Raw genomic sequence first — 24,343 nt, 5'->3', positions numbered from 1 at the left:
ACGATGCGCTTCTCCCGCCTCTCGCTGGAGCGCTATGGGCGCTTTGAGGATTGCGAACTCAACTTTCGTGCAGGCGCCCCCGATCTTCACATAATCTACGGTGCCAACGAGGCCGGGAAGACGACCTCGCTTGCCGCCGTCTCGGACCTCTTGTTCGGATTTCCAGCACGGTCGGCCTACAATTTTATATTCGACAACGCGCTGCTGCGGGTCGGGGCTGTTTTGGAGGATGGTGGGCGAACGTTCTCCTGTCGTCGCAGAAAAGGCACTGTCGGCACGCTGCTCGACGCCACCGACGCTGTACTGGATGAGGCACCGCTTATGGCGATGCTGAAGGGCCAGACGCGTGAGACGTTCAATCTCTCATTCAGCCTCGACCAAACCGGACTGCGCGCCGGCGGCCGAGCGATGGTCGAGGCGAAGAACGACCTCGGGCGAACCCTGTTCGCGGCAGGCTCGGGCCTCACGGGCATTGCCGACGAGCTGAAGAAGCTTGAGGGAGAGGCGGACGCCATCTGGGCGCCCTCGACCGCCCAACGCCGCTCCTTCACCCAGGCGCAAAAGCAGCTTGCGGAGGCGACGAAAAAGATCCGGGATGATGCCTTGAAGCCGAAGGCATGGTCCGATGCGCGACAGGCGGCAGAAAGAGCCCACAAGGCCCTGGAGACAGCACGCAGTATCCGCGACGACGTCCAAGCCGAGCTCAGGGCGGCGGATCGCATTCGCCGGCTCGCGCCTTTGGTGCGCCGGCGCGATGAACAGCTCGAAGCCCTCCAAGCCTTTGAAATGACAATCGATCTCGGAAAGCAGCGCGAGGATAGTGCCGAAAAGGTCATCCAGGACGCCGAGGAGGCGCAGCGTCAGAGGGCGGCTGCCGAGCAGCTGCGCGCGGATGCTGCCGCACGTCGCAACACGATAGAGGACGATCCGCAGATCCTCGCTCGCGCCGATGAGATTGATCAGCTCGTTGCCGACGCTGGGGCCGGCGAAAAGGCCGCTCGAGATCTGGCGAGATTGGAGCCTGAGCTTGCGGTCGCCGAGGCGCAGACACGCCGGTTGCGCGCGGAGGCGGCCCCCAATGCCGATGTTGCACTCCCACGTGCGGTAGCGGCGAAGCTGCGCGATCTCGCTCGGCTGCGCGGCGAGACAATGGCGGCCAGCCGCCAGATCGCTGAGAGCCGCGCTGATATCGAAGAACGCCGCAGGCGTGCGCAGGCCAGACTCGAGCAGGGGCCTGCCGAAGCGCCTGTCGACACGTTGGTTGATGCCGTGAACGCGGCACGGGCGCTCGGGGCAGATGTGGATGCCCGCTGCGAGGCCGCCCGCCGAAAGGCCGAGGCATCGTCATCCGCAATCCCTCGCCTCCTCGCGAGGCTTACTCTGTGGCGCGGTAGCGTTGAGGAGCTCGCGTCACTTCCGAGGATCGGCGAGCGGGAAATCGACGCGGCTCGATCAGAAATCGCAGACATCCTCGCCACGGCCCGGCGTGAGGAGGAGCAGGCCCAACGTTCAGTTGATCAAAGCGGTGCAGTAGCTCTCGAGATCGAGCAGTTCGCAACCGGCGCGGTCGTCACCCCGGAGGAGATCGCATCCGCTCGGCAAGAGCGCCAGGCGCATTGGCTGCCAATCCGTGAGCATGTCCTTTCGGGAGGCGCGCTTGAGTCACCCGCAAACGCCGTGGCCGGCTTTGAGGCGAGCGTCACTTTGGTCGATGAGAAGCTGGAGCTCCGCTTCACCCTTGCTGACGCCTCCAGCCGCCTCTCGCTGCTTGAACAGACGAAGGCAAGGCACGAGCTTGAGGCCGAACAGGCACGGAACCGCGCAGCAGAAGCGCGGCGCCGGTACGAGGGCGCTTTGGACGCCTGGCACAGCCGAATCTCGGCGGTGGGCCTGCCCGCGCTGGAGCCATCGCAATTCCTTACCTGGCAGGCCGACCGTGAGGTCGCCGAGACAGCTCAGCAGGAATATCTTGATGTGCGCTCGGATCTCGATGCTCTAATCGAGCGCCGCGATGGCTGCCGGAAGGCACTCGCAGCCGCGCTTGGAACAGCCGATGCTGATGGTCCGCTATCCCCCTTGCTGGCGGCCGCGGAGCGTAAGCGCGGTGAAGTGGAGGAGGCGGCTCGGCGCCGGTCCCAGGCGCAGGAGCAACTCGAACAAGCGACTGCAGAGCTCGACGCGCTCGATCGCCGCCAAGGGCGTCTCGATGAAGACGCCGCGTCCAATGATCGGGCGTGGAATGCGGCCCTGGCAGATGCTGGTTTGCAGATGGACATCGCCACATGCGGCGCGGTTCTCGATCTCTTGGACGAGCTCCGACAGGCCAGCGTCACCGAAGCTGAGCTACGCAGGCGCGTCGAGGGCATCCGACGTGATGCTCGTGCTCACGTCTCGCGCGTGGAAGCGCTTTGCGATGAATGCCGCATTGCCGCTGGAGAACCAGCCGCCCGCCTACGCGCCCTGCGCGATCGTCTGGTCGGCGCCCGTGCCTCAGCCACGCTGATCGGTTCGCTGGATGAGGAGGCGCGCCGCCGCTCGGAGCAGGTCGACGAAGCCGCGGCAAGGATCAAGGCGGCTGATGATGCTCTGGCACCGCTTCTCGCGGAAATCGGGGCGACCGACCGACCCGAGCTGTCTGCCGCCATCGAGCGATCTCGCGCGAGACGACAGCTGGCGCACGAACTCGCGACGACAGAACGCCAGATCGTAGACGATGGCGATGGGCTCGCCCTCGATGAGCTCGTGGCTGCCGTGGGCTCGTCTCGTCTCGATGAGCTGGCTGGATATATCGCCAAGCTCGAAGCTCGGCTGAAAGAATTGAACGACGAGGTCGATCTGGCCGCGACGGCCCATGGTGATGCACGCTCGGCATTCGCTGCGCTGGACAACAGCGCCACGTCGGCCGCCGATGCTGCCGCGGACGCCGAGCAGGCAAAATCCGAGCTGGAGGTCCTCGCCGAGCACTACATCCTCAAGCGCGCTCAGGCCGTCACCCTTAAATGGGCGATCGAGAAATACCGCGAGCGTCACCAGGATCCGCTGCTATTGCGCGCGGGAGAACTATTCTCGATCCTCACCACCGGCCGCTATGCCACGCTCCGCGTCGATACCGATGGCCCCTCCCCGCGCCTGCTCGGGCTTCGCCATGACGGCCGGACAATGGTGGAAGTCGGCGCCATGAGCGAGGGTACGACCGACCAGCTGTTTCTGGCTCTCAGATTGGCCGCGCTCGAGCAGTCGGTGGCGGCCGGGGTGAACCTCCCGTTCCTGGCCGACGACCTGTTCGTGAATTTCGACGATCAGCGCGCCGAGGCCGGCTTCAGGGTCTTGGCGGAGATGGCGAAGTCAACGCAGGTTTTGTTCTTTACGCATCACCCACACCTCATGGCGATTTCGAAGCATGTGGTCGGAGCGGAGCTTCATTCCGAGTGCGCGCTCGATTGATCCGAGCAGGATTCCGAGAGCGGATTTATCCGCAACATGCTGTGCGCAGAAGTTCGCTGCTGCGGCGAAGAAGGGCCGGTTTGGGGTGGTTTGCGGACAGGCTGGTTTCGGGCGACGAATTTGGGAAAGTGGCCATGCAGATCGGCTGCTGACTTGACCGCGACGCGCCCCCAATGTCAGTCGTTCGTTCTGCTTTGCTACGCCCACGACGTATCAACGGTCATCACATGTTTGGAATATCACTGAATGCCTATTGCGCTAGAAATTGAGTTGCTCGATTTGTTGCGGAATCAAACGATCTCAGCGCTCTCGATCGACACCAATATTTTCGACGAGAAAGGCCTACAACTTAGCGCCGCCCCACTTGCAACTGTCGCTATCCTTAACAATAGACCATTCGATTTCCTGCTGTCCGGCACCGTCGCCAAAGAGATTGTCGGCCATCTTGAGAAAAGCGCCGAAGATGCCCTCCGTACTGTTCGCAAGGCAATTGGGGAGGCCCTCTACGCGTTTGAAACGATCCAGCCCACCAGAGATCATATGCTGGATCTAATCACTGGAGGGCAAACAGCTACAGGAGCAGCTCAAGCGCGTTTCGCGCAATACGTCCAGAACACGGGATGTGAAATTCTGCCGGACGAGGACTTGGTCACGACCAAGGAACTGTTCGACGGCTACTTCGGTGGACAGGCGCCGTTCGGTACGGGTAAAAAGAAAGATGAATTCCCCGACGCTTTGGCGCTCCGTGCTTTGGAAGCAACAGCCCGCCTACGCGAAAAATCTTTCTTGGTCGTCTCCAAAGACGGTGATTGGCGAAAATTCTGCGAACAATCGCAGCGTCTCTATCTCGTGCCCGAACTCGAAACAGCGCTGGCGCTTCTCAATGATCCGCCGCTCGTAGTCAGGCAGTCGGTCTTAGGTTGGCTTGCGGCATATAGCGATGGTCGTGCTGAAATCCGAAACGAACTTGAAGGAGTGATCACCAATCTCGATGTCGATGTGAACGGATATGCAACGTCTGGTGAAATGGAGGCGATTCCCTATGGCACAGAGTTGCGAAAGGTCGAATGGGCAGACGATGCCGATGTAGACATTATCGAGACAAGCGATCCCGATGAGGGAGGTATTGTAACCGCGGTTTTGAGCATGCCTATCCAGCTTGAACTGCGCGTGCATGTCGAGCTGAATTTCTCTGTTTGGGATGGCGTCGATCGGGAATCAGTCAGCATGGGCGGACGATCGGTCGAGGTCGATGAAATTCATGATGTCCGCGCTACGGTCACGGTCAGGATGCACGATCTAGGAAGTGAGGATCAGGAGATCGAATTTGCGTCATGTGAAATCGACCTGAATGGAATCGACGTTGAACTTGGCGATGTCGATGTGTTCGAGCCTGACGAATACTACGATGATAGCGACGGGCAACGGTGATCTCGGCTCGACTTCCGTCGCCTACACGACCAATCTCAGTGTGTTCGGCATCCCTCGTTACGGCTGTTTAACAGGGGCGCTGAAGGCAGATGGGCTGCGGCGACGGCTAACCATGCGATGCAGTTCGGCTAACACTGGAACGGCCGCTAGACCTTTATGTCGTCCGATAACAGACCGTCCTTCACCGGCCCCGTTCAAGGCGATATTCGGATGCCTTTCGAATGACCGTTTTCGGGCTGCGGGCAAGGCAAGCTGAACGACCGCAACGGGGTCGGCTGCGGAATGGCAGCTATGAACACGGCTGCAGCCGAAAGCTGCCAGACTGCTGTCGGCCCCATACCGGACGCTCAGAGCCGCTCTTGGCGAGTCCGCTCCTGGCGCCCTCCCGTCGATCGGGCATGGATCATGAATCCCATACGGGGGGATTGCCGATGAATTTGCGTAAGGCCTCGGAAAAGGCCCGCACCTTCGCGCTTGGCTGCGGCAGGGCGCGCAGGAGGTAGATGCCCGCGGAGCCTGCGTTCCAGGGCTCGCCGCCGAGCGGCAGGCGCACGAGCTTGCGGGCCTTCACATCCGGGCCGACGACCCAGCTCGGCAGAAATGCGATGCCCAGACCCGCCTCGGCCGCCGCGCGCTGGGCTTCGAAATCATCCGAACGAAAGCCCACCGTTCCATTCCCGGCATGGCCGGCCGGGCAGCCGAGCACATCGCGCCAGCCGAGGAGGTCGGCGCCGTGCAGCTTGTCGATCAGCCGGTGCGATGACAGGTCTTCTGCGCTGTCGGGCATGCCGGCCCGCTTCAGATAGTCCGGGCTCGCCACCAGCAGACGCGCGAGGGGCGCCACCTTTGTCGCGATCAGCGTGCTGTCGGTCAGCGCGCCCATGCGGATGACGACGTCGAGGCGTTCGATGACCGGATCGGCCAGCCGCTCCGTCAGATCGAGTTCGACGTGCAAAGCGGGATGCTCGCCCTGCAGGGCCGCCACCACCGGCAGCACATAGCGCTTGCCGAAGGAGGGGAAGCAGGCGATCCGCAATGTGCCGGAGACGGAGCCGTCGAAGGCGGCGACTTCCGCATGGGTGTCGGCGAGTTCGTCCAGGTGCCGCTGCGCACGCTCATGAAGGCGCTGGCCGGCATCGGTGAGCGTGAGCGCCCGCGTCGAGCGGATGAAGAGGGCGACACCCAGATCCTCCTCCAGCGCATCGATCTGACGGACGATCGCCGAAGGCGTCACGGCGCGTCGCCGCGCAGCTCCCGAGAAGCTCCCGGCCCGGACGACATCCACGAAGGTGGCAAGGAATTCGGCGAAATGGGGTCTCATCTTTGCGATCCGGGCAAAGCCATTTGCAGGAGGCTCCGGCTTATCGCCGATGCCGGACACTCGCATATTCGCCGCGTCAACACAGCGGCGGCACCGCGCCATTCGGCCCGATTCATCGCAGCCGCAGCGCGCCAACGTTCCATCTCGCAAGATATCACGGGGTCACAGAGCTATTGAAATACGCCGGCCTTGGGCCGCGCGTGACCATTTCTGCTTCCTTCCCCCACGTATCGGCGCCCGTCGCACGGCGAGATATCCTATTAAAACGCTCATCGAGAAGGCAAGACCATGAAAATTCTGACCGACAAGATCCTCTCCCAATCGGCCTATACTTCTGAGATCGACGTTCCTTTTGAAAAGATCGATATCGCCGAATGGCTGTTCAGCCTACCGGAGGCGGAATATCTGCGCTGCTGCCCGCCGGACCACATCGGCTCCGGCGTCACGACCACCGACGATGGCCGCCGCATGGTCATCAATGTGGAGATGATCGGCACCGGCCTCGTCATCCAGCACTACATCGCCGAGGAGGCGACGGCGAACTATTGCCGGATGAACTCGATCTCCGACGTGTTCACGCCCGTCGGCCGCACGCAGGTCAACGTGCTCTGGGAGCTGATGGCCGAGGAGATCGAGGGCGGCAGGACCCGCTATACCAATCGCGTCACTTCGCGCCCGACTGACGTGTTCATGGATTTCCTCGCCGCGCACGGCCAGACTTTCGAGCAGGCGGCCATCGCCCGGCAGGAAGCCGGTGGCGATCACAACCGCCGGGAGACGCCGCTCTTCGCCGCCAGCATCGGACGCCGCGCGCTCGCCAAGGCCGCGGCGAAATGAAAGCCATCGTGTTCGATGCGTTCGGCCCGGCCGACGTGCTCCATCTCGGCGACGTGGCGATGCCGGAGATTCGCCCGGGCGATCTTCTGGTCAAGGTGCACGCCGCCGGCGTCAACCGCGCCGACCTGTTGCAGCGTCAGGGCTATTACGGCCGGCAGAGCTATGGCGAAAGCGATCTGCTCGGGCTGGAAGTGGCCGGCGAGGTTGTGGCTGTCGGCAGCGATGTTGCCGATGTCCGCATCGGTGAGCGCGTGATGGCCATCGTCGGCGGCGGAGCCTATGCCGAATATGCCCGCGTCGATCGGGGCATGGCGGTGCGCATTCCGCCTGCGCTCGATGATCTGGGTGCGGCGGCGGTGATGGAATCCTTCGTCACCGCGTGGGAGGCCGCCGTGCATCTGGGCGGGACAGCGAAGGACACGTCCATCCTCGTCCATGCGGCGGCGGGCGGGGTCGGCTCCGCCGTGGTGAAGATCGCCCACGCCCTCGGCGCTCGCGTCTTCGCAACCTCCAACGCCGAGCGACGCGACGACGTTCTCGCCCTCGGCGCGGAGGCGGTGTTCGACTATCGATCCGAGGACTTCGAGCAAAGCGTGCGCGAGGCCACCGGCGGGACGGGGGTCGACGTGATCGTCGACTTCGTTGGCGGCGACTATCTCCCGCGCAATCTGCGGAGCCTCGCTCCGGGCGGCCGTCTCGTTCAGGTCGGCCTGTTGGGCGGGCAAGACAGCACGACGATTCCGCTGGCTCTCCTGTTGCACAATCATCTTCTCCTCATCGGGACGGTGATGAAATCGCGGACGGCGGACGAGAAGCGCGCGATGGTCCGGCGGTTCGCGGAGGGCGCACTGCCCCTGTTCGGCGATGGCCGGCTGACGCCGCTGGTCGGCAGGGTCTTCCCCCTCGCACAGGCCGCCGAGGCCCATCGCGCCATGGAAGAGGGCGGCGGGTTCGGCAAGGTCGTGCTGAAGGTCGCGGAGTAGAGCCGCGGTGGAGAGTTCGCGCACGTCGGCTTAGGAAGACGGATGGCTGAGTGTCGGCGTGGTCGTCCATTGCAGTGTCAGCTGTTGGCGCACGTTGGCCGATGGTTATCTGCGAGAAGGCCGAGAGAGCCTAAATGTAGAGAACTCCACCAAGTCTCGAAGACGCCGACCCTGGCTGGTCACCTGGGGAAGGTTCGGGCGAGCCGAACCGGTCACACCACCGTTATGGGCCAGAGCCGGCGCCGAACCCCTTCGGGATAGCTGGGGACTACACCGACATCGAGTGCCGACGCATCGATCCAGCCTACGGAGGGGCTGAAGAAACGGTAAGGCCTCGCCGAGATTGGAGCAAGGCGCTCTTCTGCCGTAAGACAGGCTCGGCGAGATAGTTGCTACGACGAGAACGGTGCGCCAACCTTCTGCTCCCCGATAAAGGACTCGTCGGACCTCCCCCATCAAGGGGGAATGAGCGCCCGTGCTGATCTTCGATCCGCTTTGGCTATCGCCCGTATACCAGGTAGGTCCGGCACCCCGGCCTATGCCACCCCTAGCGGACACCGCGACCGCCGCGCCCCATCTGCTCCCCGGCCCTGCGATGATAGGCCGGCATGCCCTTGGCCAGCTTCGCCTGAGGAAATCGCCTTTTATGACGCGCTCGCCGAGAATGAGAGTGCGGTCCAGGTGATGGGCAACAATTCGCTGAAGGTGACCGCCCATGAACTGCTCGTGGGCCTCAAGGGTAGCGCCTCGGTGGATTGGTCGCACCGGGAGAGCGCGCGAGCCAAGATGCGGGTGCTGGTGAAGCGGGTATTGCGGAAGCACGGATATCCGCCCGATCTTCAGGATGCGGCGGTCCAGACGGTTCTGCGACAAGCCGAGGCCCTCTCAGCGAGTTGGGCGTAGGAACAAGAGAGCAAACGGTCACGCCAAGTCTGAGGCCATTTGCTGGATGTCGAGCTATTCGGCTCCGTCCACCGATCATTTGGTGGCGACCTATCCTACTACTCGTAATTGTGGCTGTCTTTTCCGTCGGCCGACCCACTGGCTCGCCATTCCATCGCCCAGCATCCACTCCTCCGGAATTTCGAGGGAGCGCAACATGCTTCGCTCCTTCTCGGCGGCCTCCGCGCAGGCCGCAGGCAGCGGAACGGCGGCGCTGATCGCGGCGGCTACGAACTCGTTTTCCATCCACCAATCATCCGGAAACCGCCCCTCCGCCTGCCCGGCTTTCCATTCTGTCTCCGCCAGCAGGTCGACCCGGTTGTATTCCTCTTCGGGCAACTCTCCGTGGCAGACATAGTGATGCGCGAAATTTGGATGGTCGGCGATCGCGTTCGTAAGGGCGCGGAACTGCTCGGTAAGTTCGTCCCGATCGACCAGCATATCGATCATGCCCCCGTGGCCCTCTGGCATGAAGGCATGGGGCCGACTGATGAGGTGGAAACGGCATACACCCGTGCCGTGATGATTGACGACGAAGGTGGCACGTCCGTTCTCGGCCAACGGCGCATGCGGCTCTCCGCCAGCCACCATGATCTGCACGAAACGAGCAAGTAGGACCATGGAGTCGCCCACGTCGTCGAAGGAAAGATCGAACGCCGCCTCGCCGGCATCGACCGCGACATGTATCCACCCGTTGGTGATCGATACGAGGCGCAGGGAGAGACGGCCGAGTTGGGGTTCTGCGGCGAGCAACGGCAACCGCTCATCGATCGGCACCCAACCTTTGAGAACTCGGCTCCGGTTCCAGCCGCGATGCAGTGCGGCCTCCTCAGCAACCGCATCCTTGACCACTCGCATGCAATCGCCTGAACCGATCTGGCGATACTCCGCGCCTTCCAGGCCCAGGCCAAGCAGCGCACCGTCAACGCCTTCTGGAGCGCAATCGAGCGAAAGCAGCCGCCAGCCCACTCCGTCCTCATTGCGGAGCGCGACAACCACATAGGGTTCAAGGGGCGGATAGGATTGCGAACTGGTCATGGCGATGGGTTCCGGAAAGAAACAGCTTTGCGTGTGGCGGGAGCACCCAACCTCTGGCGCCCCATCTCACCAGCTCGATCAATTTTGGCATTTCTGGCATTTTGCCCATGCCGAAATAGCCCCTATCAAGCCGCTGAAATCACACTGATTTTTAATTCGTCGATTTTGGCATTTTTGGCATAGAGACACACTGTTTTATGAGTAGTAGTATTATAGTAGCTATTATCCATCTTTCTCCCCCACCGGGTGGGTGCAGTGGGACGCCCAGGCGGCCATCATCTCCCGGCGCTTCTCCAACGCATCCCCTCGCCGGTAGGCGCGCTCCGTCGTGTCGCCTACCACGTGGGTGAGGGCCGCCTCGGCGATCTCCCGTGGAAAGTCCGTCTCCTCGGCAGCCCAGTCGCGGAATGAAGATCGGAAGACATGGACGGTGATCTCGAGCTTCTGGCGGCGCAGCAGCATCTCTGCGGCCAGCGGCCGGGAATCTCCCGGAAAGCACGGCCGAGCACCGACACAAGGGCCAAGGTCAATCCACCACCGGTGAACTGAAGCCACGATCAGGGCGCGGCGCGGGAAGAGACCGGCTTCGGTTCGGTAGCGTCCGCCATCTCGCAAACGCCTGCGGACGCACCGGGACGGTGACGGCTTTTCCGTATTTTTTCCGTACGGAACGACTATCAAGAGGAAATTTCGCGCTAAGCCATTGAAAAGAATGGCGCTCCCAAGGGGACTCGAACCCCTGTTTTCGCCGTGAGAGGGCGACGTCCTAGACCGCTAGACGATGGGAGCATCTCGCGAGGAGGAGGGCTCTATAGCGGCGAATGCGGGGGACTTCAAGCCTCCTTCGGGCTCGGGCGATGGCCGAAGATGGCGCTGCCGATCCGGACGTGGGTGGCGCCCTGGCGGATGGCGGCGGAAAAGTCGGCGCTCATGCCCATGGAAAGGCCCGAAAGGCCATTGCGGGCGGCGATTTCAGCGAGCAGGGCGAAGTGCGGATCCGGCACGTCCTCGGCCGGTGGAATGCACATGAGGCCGGCGATCTCCAGCCTGTGGATATCGCGGCATTGGGCAATGAAAGCGTCGGCGTCCTCGGGCAGCACGCCCGCCTTCTGCGGTTCGGCGCCGGTGTTGATCTGCACGAACAACCGCGGCCGGCGCTCCTGCCGGGCCATCTCTTCGGCGAGGGCGGCGGCGATCTTCGGCCGGTCGACGGTGTGGATCACGTCGAACAGGGCCACGGCCTCCCGCGCCTTGTTGGACTGGAGCGGGCCGATGAGGTGGAGCTCCACATCGCCGTAGCGCTCCCTGAGGCCGGGCCATTTGTCGCGCGCCTCCTGCACCCGGTTCTCGCCGAACACGCGCTGGCCGGCTTCAAGCACGGGCAGGATGTCCTCGGCCGGGAAGGTCTTGGAAACTGCAATCAGCGTCACCTGATCGGCCGAACGGCCGCATTCCGCACAGCTCTCGGCGATGTCGCGGCGTACCGCCGCGAGCCGTGCCGTGCTTTCGGGCGCCGTTCCGCCGTCGTTCATGATCCTGCTCCCGCCGTTGCTCCGGGTCCTTGCCCGCGCCGAGGACATGAACCGATCTCCCTTTCCAATCAAGAAGCAGGTAGAAGAAGCGAGCGGCTCGGGTGAAGCTACCGAGCGGCAGGGGGGCTGGCCGGTATGGTCGAGCGTAACGGGGGAGGCGGGGCGGCAGCTCCCGGGCGGCGCTCGAGCTTGCGCCTGCGCGTCCTGTTCCTGGTCTGCCTGGTGGCCGTGCCCCTGTCGGTGGAGCGGATGCTTGCGCTCGTGGCCGAGCGGCAGGAGCAGGTCTCCGCGCTCGAGGAGGATGTGCGGAATTTCGCCCGCAGCGCCAAGCTCGCCCAGATGGAAGGCATGTCTCGGGCGTTGACGGTGCTCGACGTGCTGTCCCGCATGGCCGACCGCATGCTGGCGGACCCCGTCGCCTGCAGCCGGCAATTGTCCCGCCTCGCCGACGAGGTGGCCGGCATCCAGGGCGCGTTCGTCGCGGATGCGGCGGGCCTCGTCCGCTGCGCTCATGCGCCCCTCGCTCTTGGCGTGAACATCTCCGAGCGGGACTACTTCCGCGATGCCCTCGCCGCCGACGGGGTTGTGATGACCGAGATGTTCGTCTCGCGGGTCAGCGGGCGAAATTCGGTGTTCCTGATGCGGGCGGAGCGTGGCCCGGGCAACGCGGTGCGGGCCGTGACCGGCGTCGTGCTCGACCTGCAATGGCTGTCGCGGATCGCGGCCGGCAGCGCGGTGGAACTGGGCGTGGTGGTGGATCTCATCGGGCGGAACGGTACCGTGCTGGTGCGCTACCCCACGATGCCGGACATTGTGGAACACAACTTCCCCGATCATCCCCTCACGCGTGCCGTGCGGGCGAAGGAGTCCGGCATCGTCAGGGTTCCGGGTTTCGACGGTACGGAGCGCATCTTCGCGTTCGAGGGCTTCGGCCACCTGCCCATTAGCATCGCCGTGGGCATCGAGACGTCCAAAGCGGTGGGGCCCATCGACAGCAAGGTGCGCTCGACGGCGCTGGCCTATTTCATCGCGCTCGCCTGCTTCCTGCTGCTCGCCTGGATTGCCGAGGAGCGGATCGTGATCGCGCCCATCGCCCGCCTCACACGGGCCGTGGCGGCGGTGGGGCGCGGCGAGGCGGACCACGTGAACGACATGGGCGTCGCGGAATTCTCTCCCTTGGTCAACGCCTTCAACGAGATGGCGCGGCGCCTCTCCCAGCGCAACAACGAACTGAGGACCATGAACGGCCGCCTCGCCTCACTGGCGCGGACCGATGGGCTCACCGGCCTCGCCAACCGCCGCACGTTCGACGTGCAATTCTCGCAGGATTGGGTGCGGGCGCGCGGCGAGGGCATGCCGCTCACGCTGGTGATGCTGGATGTGGACCACTTCAAGGCCTTCAACGACACGCGCGGCCACCTCCAGGGTGACGAAGCCCTGAGGGCGGTGTCGCGGATGCTGTCGGCAGCGGCGGCCGGCACGTCGCACCTTGTGGCACGCTACGGCGGCGAAGAATTCGTGGTACTCATGTCGGGCGCCGACGTCGACGCCGGCGTCGCCTTCGCGGAGGACGTGCGGCGCCTCCTCACCGAAATCGCCATCGAGCATCCCGCCGCGCCGCGCCGTCGGGTGACGGCGAGCTTCGGCGTCGCGTCCGTTGTGCCGACGGCGGAGGGCAGCCCGGACGCCCTCATCGCCGCCGCCGATGCCGCGCTCTACGAAGCCAAGCGCGCCGGCCGTGACCGGGTGATCGCGCATAGCTGATGCGTGGATGGCTGATGCGGGAAGCCCTCAGCCCGGCCGGCGGATGGTCCTGAGGTCGAGCCCCGCGGCCTTGATGCGCTCCAGCGCGCCGGCGAGCGGCTCGCGCGCCACGGCCATGTGGAAGGCGTTGGCATGGAGGAGCGTCTCCGCGTCCTCGGCGATGCCCACATGCCCCGGCCAGAACAGCAGATCGCCCCGCTTGATGGGGGCATCGAGCGGGATCGCCGTGCCGATGGCCTTCTCCTGCATGTCGCTGTCGCGCGGCGCGCGGACGCCGGTGGCGGCAAGCGCGGTCTGCACCAGTCCCGAGCAGTCGATGCCGAGGCTGGAGCGCCCGCCCCACAGATAGGGCACGCCGAGGAAGCGGGCGGCGACGGCGACGAAATCACCCTCGCGCTCGTCCGCAGGCACCACATGGACGGCCGGCAGGCAGCCGTCCGTCGTCAGGGCGAAGCCGCCCGAGATGGAGCGCACCACCACGCGGCTGCCGAACACCAGCGCATCCCGGGGCGGCAGCTTGATGTCGGGGCCCGGAAACAGGAAGGTCCGCTGAGCCGATACCTTGTGCGCGGGCGCGGGACCCTCCGGGGCGAGGGCTTCGGCGGGCATGTAGCCCACGTAGTTGTCCGCCTCCAGCTGCACCCAGGCCCAGCCTTCCGCATCCTCCTCGAACAGGCGCACCCGCTCGCCGAACAGCGCTTCGGTCTCGAGCGGGGCGTCGCTGGCGGGGCGGCGGCGCAGGGGTGCGACGGGCACGGCCACGCGCCGCATCTCGCCTTCCACGAAGCGTGGCACCTCCACCAGCCCCTTGAGGCTCAAAGCAGCGAGGTCGGCGCGGGCAGGGGTCAGCCGGGCGTCGAGGCCCGGCGGGAGTGAGAAGGCCATGGCTCAGCCCTACTCCTCAGCCGAACCGCTCGGCGATGAGGGCGTCCAGCGCCCGGATGGTCTGGGCCTCGCCGCCCTCGGGCCGGCCCGGCCGGCTGCTGGGGTTCCAGGCGAACAGGTCGAGGTGGAGATGGGAGCGCGCCTTCTCCACAAATTTGGCGAGGAACAGGGCTGCGGTGATGGCGCCGGCAAAGCCGCCGGAGGAGACGTTGTTGATGTCGGCCACCTTCGAATCGAGCATGCCCGCGTAGGGCGCCCACAGGGGCAGGCGCCACAGCGGGTCGGCCTCCACCATGGCGTGGCGGGAGAGGTCGGCGGCGAAGTCCTCGTCGTCGGTGAAGGCGGCCGGAAGCTGCGGACCGAGAGCGACGCGGGCGGCGCCGGTGAGGGTGGCGAAGTCGATCACGAGGTCGGGCGCCTCCTCGTCCGCGAGGGCGAGGGCATCGGCCAGCACCAGACGTCCCTCGGCGTCGGTGTTGCCGATCTCCACCGAAATGCCCTTGCGGCTGCGCAACACATCGCCGGGACGGAAGGCGGCGCCGGAGACGGAATTCTCCACCGCCGGGATCAGCACGCGCAAATTCACCTTCGCGCCGCGCGACAGCAGCATGTGGGTGAGGCCCAGCGCATTGGCGGCGCCGCCCATATCCTTCTTCATCAGCAGCATGGCCGAGGAGGGCTTGAGATCCAGGCCGCCGGTGTCGAAGCACACGCCCTTGCCCACCAGCGTCACCTTGGGATGGGTCGGGTCGCCGGCGCGGATCTCGATCAGGCGCGGGGCGCGGGCGGCGGCAAGGCCTACTGCATGGATCAGGGGGAAGTTCTGCGCCAGCAGCGCGTCGCCGACGATGGAGCGGAAGCGCGCGCCATGGCGGGCGGCAAGGGTGCGGGCCGCATCCTCCAGCTCGGCCGGGCCGAGGTCATTGGCCGGGGTGTTGACGAGATCGCGGGTGAGCGTCACCGCCTCCACCGTGCGGCGGAGCTGGGCGGCGTCCACACCCTCCGGCACCACCAGCTGCACCTTGTGGGCCTTGGCAGAGCGGTAGGTGGAGAAGCGGTAGCAGCCCAGCGCGAAGGCGAGGGCGGCGAGGCGGGGGCTTGGCACCTCGCCTTCCAGCCGCCAGGTGCCCTCGGGCAGCAGGCCGGGCAGGGCGCCGGTGGCGAAGGCGTCGGCCTTGGGCGCGGGGGCGATGCCGAACAGGGCACCGGCCAGCCCGCCGTCGGCGTTCGGGAGCAGCAGCAGCTTGCCGGCGGCGCCGGAGAAGCCGGCCGCCTCGGCAAAGCGGCGCGCGGCCTCGGGAATGGGAGCGGAGGCGAAGGTGTCCTTGGTGACGCACCAGACGGGCAGGCTGACGGCGGACGACGGGGCAAAGCAATCGATCATCAACGGAACTCCTCGCGCCGCGCCGGGGGGACAGGCAATGGTTCCGCCATCCGGCACCGCGCAGACGGCGCATGGTGGTCCGCGCCGCGATCGCCTGCAAGATGCCCCGCAATGCCGCCGCCCAAGGCGGAGCCGGTCAGGGATGGAGCAGGCTCGACAGGGGATGGATGAGGAGGCCGGCGCCCGCCAGCGCCACGCCATAGGGCAGGCTGGTGCGGTGCCGGTCGGGAAGTTCGGCGCCGGCCGGGCCCGCGAGGCGATGGCGCGCGGCGGCGGCGATGCCCAGCAGGGCGCCGATGGTTCCGGTGGCGAGCACGAACAGGGGCAGGTGCAGCGGGTCCACCCACAGCACGATGGCGCCGGCCAGTTTGGCATCGCCCGCGCCGATGATGTCCTCCGCAAACAGGGAGAAGCCCAGCGCCGTGACCGCGCCGGCGGCGGCGAGGCGGAAGATGAGGTCCGGCACGGGCGTGAACTGGGTGACGGCGGCGAAGGCGGCGATCAGGCACACGACCACGGCATTGGGGATGATCCGGCGGGCGAGGTCCGCGCCGATCGACGCGCACAGCAATGCCGGATAGAGGCCGAGCAGCAGAAGCTCGGCGATCCTGATGTGGCCCATCCCCATCGTGCGGTCAGTTCCCGGCGGCGGCCGAGGAGGCCTGAAGCCGGGCGAAGGTGGAGGCGATCTGCACCAGCACCGTGACGATGGCGATGGAGAGGCCGGCGGCGATGAGGCCGTATTCGAGGGCGGTGGAGCCGTCCTCTTCCTTGATGAAGCGCGAGAAAAGAAGCTTCATGGCTCAAATCCGGTCAATGGCGGCGCGTGACCGCCGCAACGGCGGGCCGCAACTTGGATGCCGCGACGGGGTTGCCGTGGCAGAGCCGACGCTAGGGCGGCCCCCTTGCGGGGAAGTAAAAAACCGCGGCCGGGAACGTCCACTGCGCGTGCCGGTTGTTTGAAAGGTTAACGGTTCCGCTCGCGCGTCTTTGACGCCGGGGGCGCGGATCGCCCTTTGACGGCGGCGCCGGAGGCCGGCAAGCTCCCGCCATGAGCTTCTCCCCGACCCCCGATCCCGTCCCCGGTGATGCCACGAGTTGCGCGGCCGTCGAGACCGTGATTGTCCCCCGCGCCCACGACATCGGCGGCATGGAGGTGGCCCGCGTGTTGCCCTCCGTGCAGGGCCAGATGATCGGCCCCTTCATCTTCTTCGACCGGATGGGGCCGGTGCGATTCTCTGCGGCGCAGGCGCAGGATGTGCGCCCGCACCCGCACATCGGCCTCGCCACCGTGACCTACCTGTTCGAAGGCAGCATGATCCACCGCGACAGCCTCGGCTCCGAGCGGGTGATCGAGCCGGGCGCCGTGAACCTCATGACCGCCGGGCGGGGCATCGTCCATTCCGAGCGGCACGATGCCTCCGTGAAGGCGCGCGGGGGGCCGCTGTTCGGCATCCAGAGCTGGATCGCGCTGCCCAAGGCGCTGGAAGAGACCAGCCCGGACTTTCTCCATGCGGACAGCGAGGCGCTGCCGGTGGTGGCGGACGGCGGGATCAAGGCGCGGGTGATTCTCGGCAGCGCCTTCGGGGCGACGTCGCCCGTCGCGCTCGCCTCGCCGGCGACCTATGTGGAAATCCAGTTGGCTGCGGGCGCCCATGTGCCCGTCGATCCCACCCACGAGGACCGCGCGCTGTTCACGCTGGAGGGTGAGGTGGAGGTAGACGGCACTGCCTTTCCCGCCGGCCAGATGCTGGTGATCCGGCGCGGCGTTGCCACCTCCGTCCGGGCACGGACCCCGGCGCGGCTGATGCTGGTGGGCGGTGAGCCGCTGGAGGGGCCGCGCTACATCTGGTGGAATTTCGTGTCGTCGAGCCTCGACCGGCTGGACGCGGCCAAGGCCGCATGGCGGGAGGGGCGGTTCGACCTCATCCCCATGGACCACGACGAATTCATCCCCGCGCCGGACGATGGTGCCGGCCGCCCCCGCCCTCAGAGCCCGCGGGGCTGAGGGGCCGGGGACGGCGCGCCCTTGCGCGCGTGCTCAAGCCTTGCCAGGCTGGAGCTGCGCCGGGGTGTCGCTGGCGGGAAAGCTCTCCTTCAACGCTTCGTCCAGGCGGTCGGAGGCCTTCCTTTTCTCGTGCGCACCGTCTTCCGTATCCGCCGCCGGGTCACCTTCGGGCTTCGACGCGCGGGTGAGGGAGGGCGGGTCGCTGGCGGGGAAGGAATCCTCCAGCGCCTCGTCCAGTTCGTTGGAGACACGCTCCTTTTCGCGCGCGGCGGCGTCCCGCGGCTCGCCGTCCGCTTTTGGTGCGCGGGTGACGGACGGGGGATCGCTGGCCGGGAAGGACTCTTCCAGCGCCTCGTCCAGTCGCTGGTCGAGCGTGGCGGTGCGGGGGGATGCGGTGGAGGCAGCGGGGGTCATGGCATCAATCTCCTCTGCACCATCAACGAACGGCAGAGCCGCCCGTTCCCCGCAGGCATGCCGCCTCACGCATCGAGTGCAGCCTCCTGCCGTGCGAGACGGGCGGCGACACGCTCGAGGCCGGCGGCGATCTCCCGGCGCTCGCCCGGACGCAGGTCCGATCCTGTCCGCAGGCGGCGCGCGAGCGCTTCCATGAGGAAGAGATCGAGCAGGGGCCGGCCACGGCCACCGTCCGGCGCCCCCTCCGCATAGGCGGCGAGCACCGCGCGCTCGGCGCGGGAGCGGAAGGCGGAGAGCAGCTCCGCGCGCAGTTCCGACGCGTCGCGGGCGACGCCAGCCTCGCCGGCGGTGACGCGCGCCAGGGTGTACACAAGGGAGGCGAGCAGTTCGGCGACATCGCGCCAGCCGTTCGCCCGCTCGCCCTGAGCGCCGGTGATGACCGCATCGCTCCCGGACACCAGCAGATGGTCGAGGTCGAAGCGTCCGTGGGTGCGGATCACCGGCACGTCCGTGCCTGCGAGCGGGCCGGCGATGCGCTCCCGCATTTGTGCCCCGAGCCAATCCCGATCGACACCGAAAAGGGCGTCCGGCGCGGCACGCACGGCGTCCATGGTCTGGCGAAGCCAGCCGTCGATCTCATCGGCAGAGGCGACGCCCGGCGCGAAGGCCGGATCGGCGGCGGGGGCCGAAAGGACGGCATGCAGCTCGGCCAGCCGCCGGGCGCTAGCGCGCAGCAGCCGGAGCACGCCCGCCACCTCCTCCTCGAAATGCTGGTGACCGCCATCGGGCAGGGCTGCGGCATCGAGCGCACGCTGCACCTGCGCCAGGGTCCAGCCGGCGGCATTGCCCTGGTTGCGCACGAAGCCGTAAGCGAGCGCCACCTGGGCCGATCCGCCTTCCGGCCGGGTGCGGGTGATGGCGCCGATCAGCGGTGGCACGTGGGGGAAGTCTAGGGCGGTGAGGTGGCGCGCCATCTCCATCTCGCCGGTGCGGCCGAACTCCATGTGGCGGAACAGCTTCACCGCCACCTTGTCGGTGACGACGAGGCTCGCTGCCGGTTCGTCGGCATCGGCGAGCTCGCACAGCGCCCCCCGCTCCACGTCGAGGCCGTCGAGCCGGTCGGTGGGCGAGAACACCAGCGCGCCGCCATCGGGCAGGGGCACCGGCTGAGCCTGCCGCAGCGCGCGCAGCACGCCGGCGGGCAGCCCGTCCAGCACCATGGCGTCGGTGAGGAAGCCCACGCGCCGGCCCTGCCGCACGCGGGTCAGGGCCAGTTGCTCGGCGATGGCGGGGGGATGCTGGTCCTCCCACGCCACGCAGAAGGACATGAGGAAGCGCTCGGTGCGCCCGGCCAGATCGGCCTCGATCTCCGCCATGGCCACGTCCCGCTCGGTGCCCGGCAGGCGCATGACCCAGCCGATGCGCACCGCGCCGATGTCCTTGGCCGTGCCGGGAAACCAGCGCCGCCGCGCCAGATATTGCGGCAGCGCCTCGGTCTCGATGACCGCGCGATGGGCGTCGGAGAGGGCACCCATCAGCCCGTCGCGGACCACGAGGGTGGCAAATTCCGGCAGCATCTCCGGTGCCGGATCGCGCCAGGCGGGTTCCGCCGCCGTGGTGGAGAGGCGGAAGGCGTAGAAGCCGTAGGGCGGCAGGGTGAGCACGAGGGGGGCACGGTCCAGCGCCGGCAGGCTGGTGCCGCTCACGAGATCCACCGGCACGCGCCGCTCGAACTCGGCGAGGTCCAGCTCCACCCCCTGCAAGGTGTGGGCGAGGTTGGCGACGCACAGCACCGCCTCGCCCTCAAATTCGCGCAGATAGGCAAGGATGCGCCGGTTGCGCGGGAACACGAGGCGGAAGGTGCCGCGCCCGAATGCCGGCTGCTCCTTGCGCACGGCGAGGAAGCGCCGTGTCCAGTTCAGCATGGAATGGGCATCGCGCGACTGCGCTTCCACATTCACCGCCGGGAAGCCGTAGAGCGGATCCTGGATCACCGGCAGCACCAGTTTCTCAGGATCGGCCCTGGAGAAGCCGCCGTTGCGGTCCGGCGACCACTGCATGGGCGTGCGTACGCCGTCGCGGTCGCCGAGATGGATGTTGTCGCCCATGCCGATCTCGTCGCCATAATAGATGACGGGCGTTCCGGGCAGAGTGAGCAGCAGGGAATTCATCAGCTCGATGCGCCGCCGGTCCCGCTCCAGCAAAGGCGCGAGGCGGCGGCGGATGCCGAGGTTGATGCGGGCACGCCGGTCCGAGGCGTAGATGCTCCAGAGATAGTCCCGTTCCGCGTCGGTGACGGTCTCCAGCGTCAGCTCGTCGTGGTTGCGCAGGAAGATGGCCCACTGGCAGGTCGCCGGGATGGCCGGCGTCTGGCGCAGGATGTCGGTGACCGGGAAGCGGTCTTCCTTGGCGATGGCCATGTACATGCGCGGCATCAGCGGGAAGTGGAATGCCATGTGGCATTCGTCCGCGTTCGGGCCGAAATATTGCTGGGTGTCCTCCGGCCAGAGATTGGCCTCGGCGAGCAGCATCCGGCCCTTGTAGTGGGCATCGAGATGGGCGCGGATCTTCTTCAGGATGGCGTGGGTCTCGGGCAGGTTGGCGCAGTCGGTGCCCTCGCGCTCCACGAGATAGGGCACGGCGTCGAGCCGCAGGCCGTCCACCCCCATGTCCAGCCAGAAGCTCATGACGGAGAGGACGCGTTCCAGCACCTCGGGATTGTCGAAGTTGAGGTCCGGCTGGTGGGCATAGAAGCGGTGCCAGTAGAACTGGCCGGCCACCTCGTCCCAGCTCCAGTTGGATTTCTCCACGTCGCAGAACACGATGGGCACGCCGGGATAGCCCTTGTCGTCGTCCGCCCAGACATAGAGGTTGCGCTCCGGGCTGCCCTTGGGCGCGCGCCGCGCGGCCTGGAACCAGGGGTGCTGGTCGCTTGTGTGATTGATGACCAGCTCGGTGATGACGCGCAGCCCGCGCGCATGCGCCTCGGCAATGAAGCGCCGCGCTTCGTCCATGGTGCCGTAATCCGGCGACACGCCCTCATAGAGCGCAATGTCGTAGCCGTCGTCGCGCCGGGGCGAGGGATAGAAGGGCAGGAGCCAGACGGCGGTGGCGCCGAGGTCGGCGATGTAGTCGAGCTTGGAGATCAGCCCGCGGAAGTCGCCGATGCCGTCGCCATTGGCGTCGAAGAACGACTTCACATGCAGCTGGTAGACGATGGCGTCCTTGTACCACAGAGGGTTGTCGCCGGCGGTGACGGGCTCAGACATGGCCGAGGCTCCCGGTTCCGGAGGGCTTTGGGCCACGCAGGGCGGCCGGGGCGGACGAGATCGGGGCGGGGCAGAAAGGCACGGTGCTCCCTTGAACCGTCGTGGAGGGACAGGCGACCCGGCCGGCGCATCGCATTTGCAGCGGACGCGCCGGGTGAGTGGCCACGCTTGCCTAACGCGGCTGGAGCGTGGCGGTTCCGGTCTGTCAGGGAGAGTTCAGGGGAGAATTGGGGCAGCCGGACGGCATGCGGGGGAATGCCGTCCGGCTGGCGCGTCAGTTTGCCGTGGCAATATCGGCGCCCGTCCTGTTTCGCGCGAAGGGGCGCTGCCGGCATCCCGAAAATGAAGGATGCCGACAGAGAATTTTTTTCTCGCGAGGGATGGAACCTTTGGGCCCGAACCGCGTTTCGACGGTCGTGGTGGGCTCATACGAGTCCGCCCCCGTTCCGGTCATGCGTCGCGCGTTTGCCGCTCTCCCCAATATGCGGGAGGCGCCAAGCGCCGTTGGCCGGCAGAACCTGACGCGAAGCCCCAGCTGCCCCACAGCCGATACGGAGGACCGCCCATGTTCGATGCCGCCCGCCACCCGCTGAAGATCTGCATCGATGGCTCCTGCATCGTCCTGCGCTCGCTGGACGACGCCATCGGTTTGATGCGCTCCCATCCCGTGGGGGAGCACGCCGAGATGCTGGTGGACCAGATGGAGGCCGCCCGCCTGCCCGAGCTTCAGCGCCGGGCCTGGGTGGCGTTCGAGACTTTTGCCGATGCCATGCGCCTGTCTCCCGATGCCCAGCGCCGGATGATGTGACACGGACGGCAGGGCGGTCGCGAAAAGCGCCGCCCTGATTGTCCTCCCGATTGAGCGGCTGCCCCCTCAGAACCTTTCCGGCACGCGATGGCGGGCATAGTCCGCCTCCACGTAATCGGGGTCCTTCTGGCGCTTGGGCAGCTTGATCTTCTCCCGCGGCACATCCTCGTAGGGGATGCGGGACAGGAGATGGGAGATGATGTTGAGGCGCGCGCGCTTCTTGTCGTCGGAGAAGGCCACGAACCATGGCGCCCACATGGTGTCTGACGCCTCGAACATGGCATCCCGGGCGCGGGAATAATCGAACCAGCGCGCGTAGGATTCCAGATCCATCGGCGAGAGCTTCCAGATCTTGCGCGGGTCGTCGATGCGGCTTTCCATCCGCCGGGTCTGCTCTTCCTCTGATACTTCAAGCCAGTATTTGAGCAGGATCACGCCCGATTCGACGATGGACTGCTCCACGTAGGGCACGCTTTCCAGGAACTTCTTCGACTGCTCCTCCGTGCAGAAGCCCATCACGCGGTCGACGCCTGCGCGATTGTACCAGGAACGGTCGAAGATGATGATTTCGCCGCCAGCCGGCAGGTGCGTCACGTAGCGTTGGATGAACATCTGCGATTTCTCGCGCTCCGTGGGCGGCGGCAGCGCCACCACGCGGAAGATGCGCGGGCTCACCCGCTCCATGATGGCCTTGATGACGCCGCCCTTGCCGGCCCCGTCGCGGCCCTCGAAGACGATGCAGATCTTCGCGCCCGTGTGCTTCACCCAGAGCTGAAGCTTCACCAGCTCGGCATGCAGGTGCTTCAGCTCCGCCTCATATTCCTTGCGCGAGAGCGGGGCCGCAGGGCTGCCGCCGTCCGTGCCGGACGGGGGCAGGATCGTCTGGGCTTTGTGCTTCTTCTTGTGCTTGTGCGCCATGGCGGCGTCCTCCCTTGAAACCGCTCCGTTGAGACGGGGCGGGTCAGGCCCAGCTGAGGAAGAAGCCCACGTCGCCGGGCATGCCGTTCGGCCAGTCCACGATCATGGCCTTGAGCTTGTAGTGGCCCTGCCGGAGGTAATCGCGCCACAGCTCGTAGGCCTGGCGCGGGCGGCCGGTGAGGGTGTCGGGCCAGCCCTCCTCCGCATTGTTGATGGCGCGGCCCTTGTCGCTGCACAGCACGTTGGGAAAGCGCATCACCATGATCTCGGTCTCGCCGCGCTGGGCGGCAAGGCGGATCTTCGTGAGGAGATTCTGGGAGATCTCGTGCAGCGTCTCGGGCGTGAGATCGAGCGGCTGGGACAGCGTCTTGATGAGCTCCTCGCGGGCCTTGTCGGCCCGGTCCATGGCGGAGAATTCCTTGGACAGCTTGGCCTTTTCGATCTCTTGCATGTACGCGCGCAGGTCGTCCGCGCTCATGAAGCTCTCGTCGCCCAGCGTGGTATTCTGCTGCGCTGCCTGGGGCATGGGTCTCTCCGTTTGGAAATGCGGTCCGGCCGCAGTTTCTCCATGAGCTAAGCGGCGTCGTTGTCCGATATCAACTCTTTCCGGCCCCGCTCGCGTTCACACCCCCACGAGACGCGCAGAACGGCGCACAAGGCAAACAAAAAGGCCGGCGCCGGAGAGCTGGCGCCGGCCTCTCGTTTCGACCCGAAGGTCGAACCCGGAGGATTCTGGTCTTGAGGGGCGCGCTCAGAGCGTCGCGAAGACGGAAGCCGGAATGCGGAAGAAGCCGCGGCCGTTGGCAAAGGTCCGGTAGTAGGACGAGGCGTTGGCATAGAGGTGATCGAACCACGCCTTGCCGCTCTGGCCCACGGGCAGGCGGTCAATGGTGAAGATATCGGCGTTGGGCGCGAAGCGGACGTGGATCAGCACGTCATCGGTGGCGGAAGCTTCGACGGCCGCCGCGATGGGCTGGGCAAGGGCATTCATCACAAGGTCTCCTCTGGAAGGGATCAAGAAAAGCGCTGCAGGCACCTTCCCGAAGGCCTGCCCTGAAACGCCGGACACGCCCCGATGCCGCTGCCGGAGGAACCGCCGGATTGTCTCTCGCAACCCGGCTGGCCCCGGAAAGCCCCCGCAATCCCGAAACGCTAAGCAGGGGGCGGCGCCCATTCCTTGATCGCGATCAAATTTTGTGCGTCGGTATCGAAAGACCGAATGCCGCAGCCGATTCCACGAGGTGGTCCGGCCGGCGGAACGGCGCGCGCCGTCGCGGGCGGGCGACACAGCACGTTGTTGTGAAGGGGCTCGGATGCGCCCGCATTCGTCGCTGTTCGAGGGCACGGATCTTGCCAGCCTGAGGG

20 protein-coding genes, 1 tRNA gene and 1 pseudogene are annotated in these 24,343 nt (G+C 66.3%); 8 read left to right on the top strand and 14 right to left on the bottom strand.

What is annotated here, in order from left to right; genetic code table 11:
* The first annotated feature begins 3 nt into the window (after positions 1-3).
* Entirely contained in the window at positions 4-3,444 is a 3,441-nt protein-coding gene (locus tag ACE3QW_RS02680; RefSeq protein ID WP_374250322.1) for an AAA family ATPase, read from the top strand.
* 246 nt (positions 3,445-3,690) lie between these two features.
* Entirely contained in the window at positions 3,691-4,875 is a 1,185-nt protein-coding gene (locus ACE3QW_RS02675; RefSeq protein WP_374250321.1) for a PIN domain-containing protein, read from the top strand.
* 403 nt (positions 4,876-5,278) lie between these two features.
* Here ACE3QW_RS02675 and ACE3QW_RS02670 read toward each other — a convergent pair whose 3' ends face one another.
* Positions 5,279-6,196: a LysR family transcriptional regulator gene (locus tag ACE3QW_RS02670; protein WP_374250398.1), complete on the bottom strand. Its 918-nt coding sequence runs from the start codon at positions 6,194-6,196 to the stop codon at positions 5,279-5,281.
* A gap of 288 nt (positions 6,197-6,484) precedes the next feature.
* Here ACE3QW_RS02670 and ACE3QW_RS02665 point away from each other — a divergent pair, with 288 nt between their 5' ends.
* The 3 genes from ACE3QW_RS02665 to ACE3QW_RS02655 all read left to right on the top strand — a co-directional run bounded on the left by ACE3QW_RS02665 (position 6,485) and on the right by ACE3QW_RS02655 (position 8,919).
* Positions 6,485-7,033 (top strand): hypothetical protein, encoded by a 549-nt coding sequence (locus ACE3QW_RS02665; protein WP_374250320.1) that lies wholly within the window; start codon positions 6,485-6,487, stop codon positions 7,031-7,033.
* Positions 7,030-8,016 carry an NAD(P)H-quinone oxidoreductase gene (locus tag ACE3QW_RS02660; protein WP_374250319.1) on the top strand — a complete coding sequence of 329 codons (987 nt, stop codon included), beginning with the start codon at positions 7,030-7,032 and terminating at the stop codon, positions 8,014-8,016. The genes ACE3QW_RS02665 and ACE3QW_RS02660 overlap by 4 nt, the downstream gene beginning before the upstream one ends.
* Positions 8,017-8,481: 465 nt before the next feature.
* Entirely contained in the window at positions 8,482-8,919 is a 438-nt protein-coding gene (locus tag ACE3QW_RS02655; RefSeq protein ID WP_374250318.1) for a type I restriction enzyme endonuclease domain-containing protein, read from the top strand.
* A gap of 90 nt (positions 8,920-9,009) precedes the next feature.
* On the opposite strand, the gene ACE3QW_RS02650 is transcribed toward ACE3QW_RS02655, so the two are convergent.
* The 4 genes and pseudogenes from ACE3QW_RS02650 to ACE3QW_RS02635 form a co-directional block, all read right to left on the bottom strand.
* Positions 9,010-9,996 carry a hypothetical protein gene (locus ACE3QW_RS02650; RefSeq protein ID WP_374250317.1) on the bottom strand — a complete coding sequence of 329 codons (987 nt, stop codon included), beginning with the start codon at positions 9,994-9,996 and terminating at the stop codon, positions 9,010-9,012.
* Positions 9,997-10,218: 222 nt separating this feature from the next.
* Positions 10,219-10,491: pseudogene (locus ACE3QW_RS02645) on the bottom strand (integrase); the annotation flags it as partial.
* A gap of 218 nt (positions 10,492-10,709) precedes the next feature.
* A tRNA-Glu gene (locus tag ACE3QW_RS02640) sits at positions 10,710-10,785 on the bottom strand.
* Between the two features lie 44 nt (positions 10,786-10,829).
* On the bottom strand, positions 10,830-11,528 hold the full coding sequence (locus ACE3QW_RS02635; protein ID WP_029555512.1) for a YggS family pyridoxal phosphate-dependent enzyme: 699 nt from the start codon (positions 11,526-11,528) through the stop codon (positions 10,830-10,832).
* Between the two features lie 189 nt (positions 11,529-11,717).
* Between ACE3QW_RS02635 and ACE3QW_RS02630 the strand changes: the two genes are divergently transcribed.
* On the top strand, positions 11,718-13,292 hold the full coding sequence (locus ACE3QW_RS02630) for a diguanylate cyclase (protein ID WP_374250316.1): 1,575 nt from the start codon (positions 11,718-11,720) through the stop codon (positions 13,290-13,292).
* Positions 13,293-13,319: 27 nt separating this feature from the next.
* On the opposite strand, the gene ACE3QW_RS02625 is transcribed toward ACE3QW_RS02630, so the two are convergent.
* The 4 genes from ACE3QW_RS02625 to ACE3QW_RS02610 form a co-directional block, all read right to left on the bottom strand.
* The gene (locus ACE3QW_RS02625; protein ID WP_374250315.1) at positions 13,320-14,177 is read right to left on the bottom strand and encodes an NlpC/P60 family protein; all 858 of its coding nucleotides are present in this window, start codon (positions 14,175-14,177) and stop codon (positions 13,320-13,322) included.
* Between the two features lie 16 nt (positions 14,178-14,193).
* Positions 14,194-15,561, bottom strand: coding sequence for a M17 family metallopeptidase (locus ACE3QW_RS02620; protein WP_374250314.1), 1,368 nt, complete (start codon positions 15,559-15,561; stop codon positions 14,194-14,196).
* A 136-nt stretch (positions 15,562-15,697) separates the two neighbouring features.
* Entirely contained in the window at positions 15,698-16,183 is a 486-nt protein-coding gene (locus tag ACE3QW_RS02615) for a prepilin peptidase (RefSeq protein ID WP_029555508.1), read from the bottom strand.
* 13 nt (positions 16,184-16,196) lie between these two features.
* Positions 16,197-16,361 (bottom strand): Flp family type IVb pilin, encoded by a 165-nt coding sequence (locus ACE3QW_RS02610; RefSeq protein ID WP_081762738.1) that lies wholly within the window; start codon positions 16,359-16,361, stop codon positions 16,197-16,199.
* A 251-nt stretch (positions 16,362-16,612) separates the two neighbouring features.
* Between ACE3QW_RS02610 and ACE3QW_RS02605 the strand changes: the two genes are divergently transcribed.
* Positions 16,613-17,569 (top strand): pirin family protein, encoded by a 957-nt coding sequence (locus ACE3QW_RS02605; protein ID WP_374250313.1) that lies wholly within the window; start codon positions 16,613-16,615, stop codon positions 17,567-17,569.
* 33 nt (positions 17,570-17,602) lie between these two features.
* Here the strand turns inward: ACE3QW_RS02605 and ACE3QW_RS02600 are convergent, their stop codons facing one another.
* Together ACE3QW_RS02600 and treS are read right to left on the bottom strand one after the other, a co-directional pair.
* Positions 17,603-17,983 carry a hypothetical protein gene (locus ACE3QW_RS02600; protein ID WP_374250312.1) on the bottom strand — a complete coding sequence of 127 codons (381 nt, stop codon included), beginning with the start codon at positions 17,981-17,983 and terminating at the stop codon, positions 17,603-17,605.
* A gap of 65 nt (positions 17,984-18,048) precedes the next feature.
* On the bottom strand, positions 18,049-21,252 hold the full coding sequence (gene treS, locus ACE3QW_RS02595; RefSeq protein ID WP_374250311.1) for a maltose alpha-D-glucosyltransferase: 3,204 nt from the start codon (positions 21,250-21,252) through the stop codon (positions 18,049-18,051).
* Positions 21,253-21,817: 565 nt separating this feature from the next.
* On the opposite strand from treS, the gene ACE3QW_RS02590 reads away from it, so the two are divergent.
* The gene (locus ACE3QW_RS02590) at positions 21,818-22,060 is read left to right on the top strand and encodes a hypothetical protein (RefSeq protein ID WP_024280606.1); all 243 of its coding nucleotides are present in this window, start codon (positions 21,818-21,820) and stop codon (positions 22,058-22,060) included.
* 66 nt (positions 22,061-22,126) lie between these two features.
* Here the strand turns inward: ACE3QW_RS02590 and ppk2 are convergent, their stop codons facing one another.
* The 3 genes from ppk2 to ACE3QW_RS02575 all read right to left on the bottom strand — a co-directional run bounded on the left by ppk2 (position 22,127) and on the right by ACE3QW_RS02575 (position 23,969).
* On the bottom strand, positions 22,127-22,978 hold the full coding sequence (ppk2, locus tag ACE3QW_RS02585) for a polyphosphate kinase 2 (RefSeq protein WP_374250309.1): 852 nt from the start codon (positions 22,976-22,978) through the stop codon (positions 22,127-22,129).
* A gap of 43 nt (positions 22,979-23,021) precedes the next feature.
* The gene (locus ACE3QW_RS02580) at positions 23,022-23,504 is read right to left on the bottom strand and encodes a hypothetical protein (RefSeq protein ID WP_029555503.1); all 483 of its coding nucleotides are present in this window, start codon (positions 23,502-23,504) and stop codon (positions 23,022-23,024) included.
* Positions 23,505-23,729: 225 nt separating this feature from the next.
* Entirely contained in the window at positions 23,730-23,969 is a 240-nt protein-coding gene (locus tag ACE3QW_RS02575; protein ID WP_250167897.1) for a hypothetical protein, read from the bottom strand.
* Positions 23,970-24,343 lie beyond the last annotated feature (374 nt).

This window comes from Xanthobacter sp., from assembly GCF_041911315.1.
GTDB lineage: Bacteria > Pseudomonadota > Alphaproteobacteria > Rhizobiales > Xanthobacteraceae > Xanthobacter > Xanthobacter aminoxidans.
This window is presented reverse-complemented; position numbering and strand designations above follow the sequence as displayed.